This is a genomic window from Phocaeicola sp. GP0067, assembly GCF_031119655.1.
Lineage (GTDB): Bacteria > Bacteroidota > Bacteroidia > Bacteroidales > Bacteroidaceae > Phocaeicola > Phocaeicola vulgatus.
The window spans coordinates 21,695-27,753 of sequence record NZ_JAVHZY010000044.1 but is presented as its reverse complement, the minus strand read 5'-3'; the positions used below and the strand labels follow the sequence as shown (position 1 = coordinate 27,753).

Annotated in this window: 7 protein-coding genes and 2 tRNA genes; all 9 read right to left on the bottom strand. The window is 42.3% G+C overall.

The features are described from left to right. Positions 1–175 precede the first annotated feature (175 nt). The 9 genes from RE317_RS20215 to prmC all read right to left on the bottom strand — a co-directional run bounded on the left by RE317_RS20215 (position 176) and on the right by prmC (position 6,030). A tRNA-Leu gene (locus RE317_RS20215) sits at positions 176–260 on the bottom strand. Positions 261–276: 16 nt separating this feature from the next. After that, positions 277–349 (bottom strand) — tRNA-Gly (locus tag RE317_RS20210). 70 nt (positions 350–419) lie between these two features. After that, on the bottom strand, positions 420–1,412 hold the full coding sequence (locus tag RE317_RS20205) for an aldo/keto reductase (protein ID WP_008666704.1): 993 nt from the start codon (positions 1,410–1,412) through the stop codon (positions 420–422). 23 nt (positions 1,413–1,435) lie between these two features. Continuing rightward, positions 1,436–2,776 carry an argininosuccinate lyase gene (gene argH, locus RE317_RS20200; protein ID WP_005844516.1) on the bottom strand — a complete coding sequence of 447 codons (1,341 nt, stop codon included), beginning with the start codon at positions 2,774–2,776 and terminating at the stop codon, positions 1,436–1,438. 14 nt (positions 2,777–2,790) lie between these two features. Beyond that, complete coding sequence (locus RE317_RS20195) at positions 2,791–3,195, bottom strand: hypothetical protein (RefSeq protein WP_005844515.1); 405 nt, start codon at positions 3,193–3,195, stop codon at positions 2,791–2,793. Positions 3,196–3,292: 97 nt separating this feature from the next. Continuing rightward, positions 3,293–3,931, bottom strand: a complete 639-nt coding sequence (gene pyrE, locus RE317_RS20190) for an orotate phosphoribosyltransferase (protein ID WP_005844513.1) — start codon at positions 3,929–3,931, stop codon at positions 3,293–3,295. A gap of 99 nt (positions 3,932–4,030) precedes the next feature. Further along, positions 4,031–4,726: a ComF family protein gene (locus RE317_RS20185; RefSeq protein ID WP_005844511.1), complete on the bottom strand. Its 696-nt coding sequence runs from the start codon at positions 4,724–4,726 to the stop codon at positions 4,031–4,033. Then, a complete protein-coding gene (locus tag RE317_RS20180; protein WP_008666702.1) occupies positions 4,707–5,192 on the bottom strand; it encodes a regulatory protein RecX in 486 nt (161 codons plus the stop codon). The genes RE317_RS20185 and RE317_RS20180 overlap by 20 nt, the downstream gene beginning before the upstream one ends. Position 5,193: 1 nt before the next feature. Beyond that, complete coding sequence (gene prmC, locus RE317_RS20175) at positions 5,194–6,030, bottom strand: peptide chain release factor N(5)-glutamine methyltransferase (RefSeq protein WP_008666701.1); 837 nt, start codon at positions 6,028–6,030, stop codon at positions 5,194–5,196. Between the last annotated feature and the right edge of the window lie 29 nt (positions 6,031–6,059).

Below are 6,059 nucleotides of genomic sequence, written 5' to 3'. Positions count from 1 at the left end.
AGTTCTTCATGTTCAGACTGGCTAGGCTATACGCTTAAAAGAAAGCTTGCCAACCCGGAAAATCCGCTGACCCGAAAATCCGCTGACCCGTGCTTCTGCTTCTGTTATCTTATGGTGAATTATACAAAACAAAAATCGCAATCATCAGTTTTCCAATGATTGCAATTACATCTTGTACTCGAAGCGGGACTTGAACCCGCACAGCCGCAATGGCCAAGGGATTTTAAGTCCCTCGTGTCTACCGATTCCACCATTCGAGCATCCTCGACGAGAGAGAGCGGAAAACGAGACTCGAACTCGCGACCCTAACCTTGGCAAGGTTATGCTCTACCAACTGAGCTATTTCCGCGTTTTGTTTTAACGGGTGCAAAGATAAGCCATTTTATAATACCAACCAAACTTTACACCCATTTTTTTATTCACAATCGTAAAATTCCCTCTATTTCGGTCAATTCTGCATCAGTAAAGGCCAAATTATCCAACGCATGAAGATTATCTGCCAGCTGTTTTACAGAACTTGCCCCCACAATAACAGAGGTCATCCGTTCGTCTTTCAAGACCCATGCCAATGCCATCTCAGCCAAAGTCTGCCCACGGCGTACAGCCACCTCATTCAGCCGAAGTGCTTTTTCCACTTTATCTTCTGTCACTTGGTCTACTTTCAAAAACCCAGTAGCACGAGCCGCACGAGAGTGTTCCGGAATACCATGCAAATATTTATTGGTCAGCAATCCTTGTGCCAAAGGCGAAAATGCAATAAAGCCGGAGCCTTGTTCAGCGGCCAACGGCAATACCTCCTCCTCCACAGCACGATCAAACATACTATAACGATATTGGCTGATCAAACACGGCACACCGGCACTTCTCAATATTTCATAAGCCACCTTTGCCTGCATAGGCGGATACTTTGAAATACCCACATACAATGCTTTTCCTTGCTTCACTATATCAATCAACGCTTGCATCGTTTCCTCAACCGGGGTCACGCCATCATAACGGTGACTATAAAATATATCAAAGTAATCCAAACCGGTACGGCACAGGCTTTGGTCGATACTGGCCATTAAATTCTTACGCGAACTGTTTCCCCCATAAGGTCCATTCCACATTTCGTGTCCTGCTTTTGAGGAAATAATCAATTCATCACGGTAACCTTGGAAATGCTCCTTCAGAATTTTACCGAAATTAATCTCAGCACTTCCCGGAACAGGACCATAATTATTAGCTAAGTCAAAATGTGTAACCCCGCTATCAAAAGCATATTTAATCATATCGGTTGCTACACCAAAATCGTCCACACTACCAAAGTTATGCCACAAACCTAAAGAGATACGAGGTAAAAGCAAGCCGCTATTTCCGCAGTATTTGTACTGCATTTTGCTATAACGGTCTGCCGAAGGTTGATATTTCATGCTATTACGTTTTACAATTATTTCTATCTACCTAAAAGGCTTCGTTCAGCCTGTTCCATGACTGAGAAATTAAATCCGTCCACTACTTGCCGCATCAAGCTTTCGATCCTGTCATTACACAAATTACCGATACTACCCTCATGAGTATGATGCACCTTCTTGTCATGGGTGAACTTGCCGGCTTCTATGTCCAGGCCAACCTTTTTATAAGCATCACGGAACGGCATACCTTCAGACGCCAAACGGTTGACCTCTTCCACACTAAAGATATAAAGGTAACGGTCATCATCCAGAATATGTTCGTTGATTTTAATTTTGTCCATAATATAGGCAGCCATTTGCAGACATTCCTTCAACTCCCGGAACGCAGGCAAGAAAACTTCTTTTATAATCTGCAAATCACGAAAATACCCCGAAGGCAAATTATTCATTATCATCATAATCTGCTGAGGAAGAGCCTGCAGCTTGTTGCATTTTGCCCGTGTCAATTCAAAGACATCAGGGTTCTTTTTATGAGGCATTATACTGGAGCCAGTAGTACATTCATCCGGAAGTTTTACAAAGCCAAAGTTTTGGCTACTGAACATACAAGCGTCAAAAGCCATTTTAGAAACTGTCCCGGCAATAGAAGCCAAAGCAAAAGCCACATTACGTTCCATCTTACCACGCCCCATCTGCGCATACACCACATTATAATCCATCGAATCAAATCCCAACAAGCGGGTGGTCATCTCACGATCGAGCGGAAAAGAAGAACCATACCCGGCAGCAGAGCCCAACGGATTGCGGTTGCACATTTTGAATGCAGCCTGCAGAAACATCATATCGTCCACCAGACTCTCAGCATACGCGCCAAACCACAAGCCAAATGAAGAAGGCATCGCTATCTGCAAATGAGTGTAACCCGGCATTAACACATCCTTATATGTATTGCTTTGAGAAATCAGCACATGAAAAAGTTGCTCCACCTCTTCGGCCACTTCTTTTAATTCCGCACGAGTAAACAGCTTCAAATCCACCAACACCTGGTCATTGCGTGAACGTCCACTATGAATTTTCTTTCCGACATCTCCCAACTTACGCGTCAACATCAATTCTACTTGCGAGTGTACATCCTCTATACCATCCTCTATTACAAACTCTCCCTTTTCGGCAGAAGCATAGATATTCTTTAATTCCGCTAATAGCATTTCCAATTCTCCGGCTGTAAGCAAACCGATACTTTCCAACATGGTGATATGTGCCATTGAGCCCAATACATCGTGTTTAGCCAGATAAAGATCCATTTCACGGTCACGTCCTACAGTAAAACGATCTATCTCCTCATTTACCCGGACATTTTTTTCCCAAAGTTTCTGTGCCATATTTGTCTTTATTTTTAATAAGGAATCATCGATAACATCTCAGCCAGTTTATCCACACCATCCTGTAAAGGTTTAGCAACCATCGCCTTCATAAACATATTCACTTCTGCACGAATAGTTACTTTCAGTTTTGCCTGCCCAGCCTCTACAGGCAAAATCTGAATCCACAAATTCATAGGGACCGGAGATTTTTCACTTTCGAATTTAACACATTTATAAGGTTCACGTTCTATAATACGCAAAGTAATGCTTATGCCTTGTACCGTAAAACTTAAAGAGTCACTGTCGAACTCCATACCTTGTACCTTGTCGGCCAATTTATCACGTACAGATTCCAAGTTACTTAAATCCGACAACTTATTAAACACCTGTTCCTGACTATAAGGAACATATTTCACACCACTCTCAAATTGTGCCATAATACCTGCTCTCTAAAAACACGAAAAGAACAATCCGGAAATCCATAAAAATTCCCGAACGGTTCTCTTCATATTATATTTGTTTTAAAACTATAACTTATTTGCCTGCCTCCCAATGAGCCGGATCCTTTCTCCAATTATCCAAAACCGGAACATCCTCTTCATTAATATATCCGGTCTTCAAGGCTGAATCCAATACAGCTTCATAATTAGTCAGAGTAACCAAGTTCACTTTTGCTTCCTTAAACGCTTCAATTGCCACTGGGAAACCATAAGTAAATGCAGCGACCATACCAATCACTTCACATCCGTCACGACGGATAGCTTCAACAGCTTTCAAACTGCTGCCGCCAGTTGAAATCAAGTCCTCAATAACTACGACTTTCATACCAGGACGAAGTTCACCTTCAATCAGGTTTTCCAAGCCATGGTCTTTTGGAGTAGAACGAACATACACAAACGGCAGATTCAACTCTTCAGCCACCAAAGCTCCTTGAGGGATAGCCCCTGTCGCCACACCGGCAATAGCATCTACCTGACCGAACTTCTCCAGGACAATACGGCTAATCTCAAGTTTCACAAAATTACGAAGAGAAGGATACGAAAGAGTTTTGCGGTTATCACAATAAAAAGGCGACTTCCAACCGGACGCCCAAGTAAAAGGATTAGCCGGCTGCAACTTGATAGCCTTAATCTTCAGTAATTTCTCTGCGAATAATTTTTCTAAAGTCTTCATAACTCAACTATATCTGATAAATATTGTGCAAAAATATAGAAATACATCGAGATAATGAAAAATCGGACAAGGTATTTTTCTAAAAAATAGTTGTTGTTATCAGGATTCCCCTGCCAATGCCAAAGTAAGCACACTGATACGTAATCCGGGTATGCCACGAAAGGCATCAGCGCAAGAAACAACCGTAGCCCCTGTTGTCAGCACATCATCCACCAACAAAAGATGCTTTCCTTCCAAGCTATCAGGGAAAATACAGGCAAACAAATTTCGCACGTTTTCCCATCTTGCATATTGTCCTTTATGCGTCTGTGTGTCAGTATACCTGCTTCTTATCACAACTTTAGTATCCATAGGAATACCTGTCACCACCGAAACTCCTCTTGCCAGGCATTCGCTTTGGTTATACCCCCTTAAACGTTTTTTACGTTGATGCAACGGAACAGGAACAATCAAATCTATCCCATCAAAAAAATGAGAACACATAAGTTCAGATGCCATCATCCGCCCCATCACTTCACCCACTTCTTGATTACCATGATATTTCAGTTCGTACAACAACTGTCGGACATTTCCTCCCTTTGCATAATAAAGAAAAGAGGTGGCATGCTCCACCGGTATTTTTCCCCAGAAATTACATTCTACAATATTATCTTTCCGTAAATGAAATTGAGTACGCGGAAGCCCCGACAAGCATTTCAAGCAAAGCACTCTCTCCCCTGATATAAGCTGCCGCCCACAAAGCAGACAACTATGAGGGAAAAATAAATTCCAAAGATCAGTCCAGATAGACATCATCTTCTCCGGTTTGTTTCACACAACGGCAAACAGCCTCCATTTCAAATCCTCTACCAACTGCAAAACGAATCAATTTCCCATTCCGTTCGTATTCCGTACATGCTTTCACACTTCTTCTTTTCTGCTCGATCAAACCAGATAGTATCTCCATATATTCCCGCTCATCTACCTCCTCCAATCCTTTGGCTATAACATCCGCAGGGATTTTCTTCATGCGCAAAGCCTGGCAGATTTTCACTCTGCCCCATTGGTTAAAGCGATATTTATCGCGAACAAAAGCCGAGCAAAAACGCTTCTGGTCAATGTATCTCTCATCCTGCAAATGCCGAACGATTTTCTCCATCATTTCCGGAGTGGCTCCCCATTGTGATAATTTAGCCTCTACATCTGCTACACAACGCTCCATTAAAGAGCAATAAGCTTCTGCCTTATACCTCAAATCATTCTCACTTAATTCTCCCTTCATCTTATTTCTCCGCTTTTATCATTCTATCATTTTGAAAGAGATCTTTTCTCAATTTTATATTTTTGTATTCCAAACCAGCCAACATATCCACCGTTTCCCGACCGTATTCCTGATTAATTTCAAAATAAAGCCTTCCACCAGACACTAGCATATCCCTACCCAATTCTGCTATTTTCCGATAAAACAGCAACGGACTATCATCCGGCACAAACAAAGCCAATTCCGGCTCCCATTCCAAGACATTAGCACTCATATCCGCCCTCTCCTTTTCTGTAATATAAGGTGGATTGCTGACAATGACATCAAACCGCTCACCTGCAGGAGAAGCAAGCAGCACATCCCTTTGCTCAAGAATTACACGAACGCCGTTCCGCCTGCAATTACGTTCCGCAACTTGCAACGCCTTTTCTGAAACATCCCATGAAACGACCTCCGCCTCTTCCAAATTCTTAGCCAAAGAGACAGCGATGCAGCCGCTCCCCGTACCAATATCCAATATTCTAACCCGACCATACTTATGCTCCCGTATAATCCAGTCTACCAACTCCCCTGTTTCCGGACGTGGAATCAATACATGTTTATTCACTTCAAAAGTAAGGCCATAAAATTCTTCCGTACCTATTATGTATTGAATAGGTTCCAGTTTTTGCAGACGAACCAGAATATCATCCAGCTGTTTCCGCTCATTCACCGAAAAAGTAGTATCTTTGCCTGCATACAATTCAACAACAGACATGCCGAAGACTTGTGTAAGCAGCAATTTAGCCATAGGCACAAGTTCTGAATCAGGGTAATATCCCTGCAAGGTTTGTTTTATGTAAGATACAACAGGATTCATAGTGTCATTTTATATGCAAAAGTAAGAAT

What these genes read in the sequence shown, in the direction of transcription:
- RE317_RS20205 (WP_008666704.1), bottom strand. Translation starts at nt 1,412, where the DNA reads ATGAAATATCAACCTTCGGCAGACCGTTATAGCAAAATGCAGTACAAA.
- argH (WP_005844516.1), bottom strand. Translation starts at nt 2,776, where the DNA reads ATGGCACAGAAACTTTGGGAAAAAAATGTCCGGGTAAATGAGGAGATA.
- RE317_RS20195 (WP_005844515.1), bottom strand. Translation starts at nt 3,195, where the DNA reads ATGGCACAATTTGAGAGTGGTGTGAAATATGTTCCTTATAGTCAGGAA.
- pyrE (WP_005844513.1), bottom strand. Translation starts at nt 3,931, where the DNA reads ATGAAGACTTTAGAAAAATTATTCGCAGAGAAATTACTGAAGATTAAG.
- RE317_RS20185 (WP_005844511.1), bottom strand. Translation starts at nt 4,726, where the DNA reads ATGATGTCTATCTGGACTGATCTTTGGAATTTATTTTTCCCTCATAGT.
- RE317_RS20180 (WP_008666702.1), bottom strand. Translation starts at nt 5,192, where the DNA reads ATGAAGGGAGAATTAAGTGAGAATGATTTGAGGTATAAGGCAGAAGCT.
- prmC (WP_008666701.1), bottom strand. Translation starts at nt 6,030, where the DNA reads ATGAATCCTGTTGTATCTTACATAAAACAAACCTTGCAGGGATATTAC.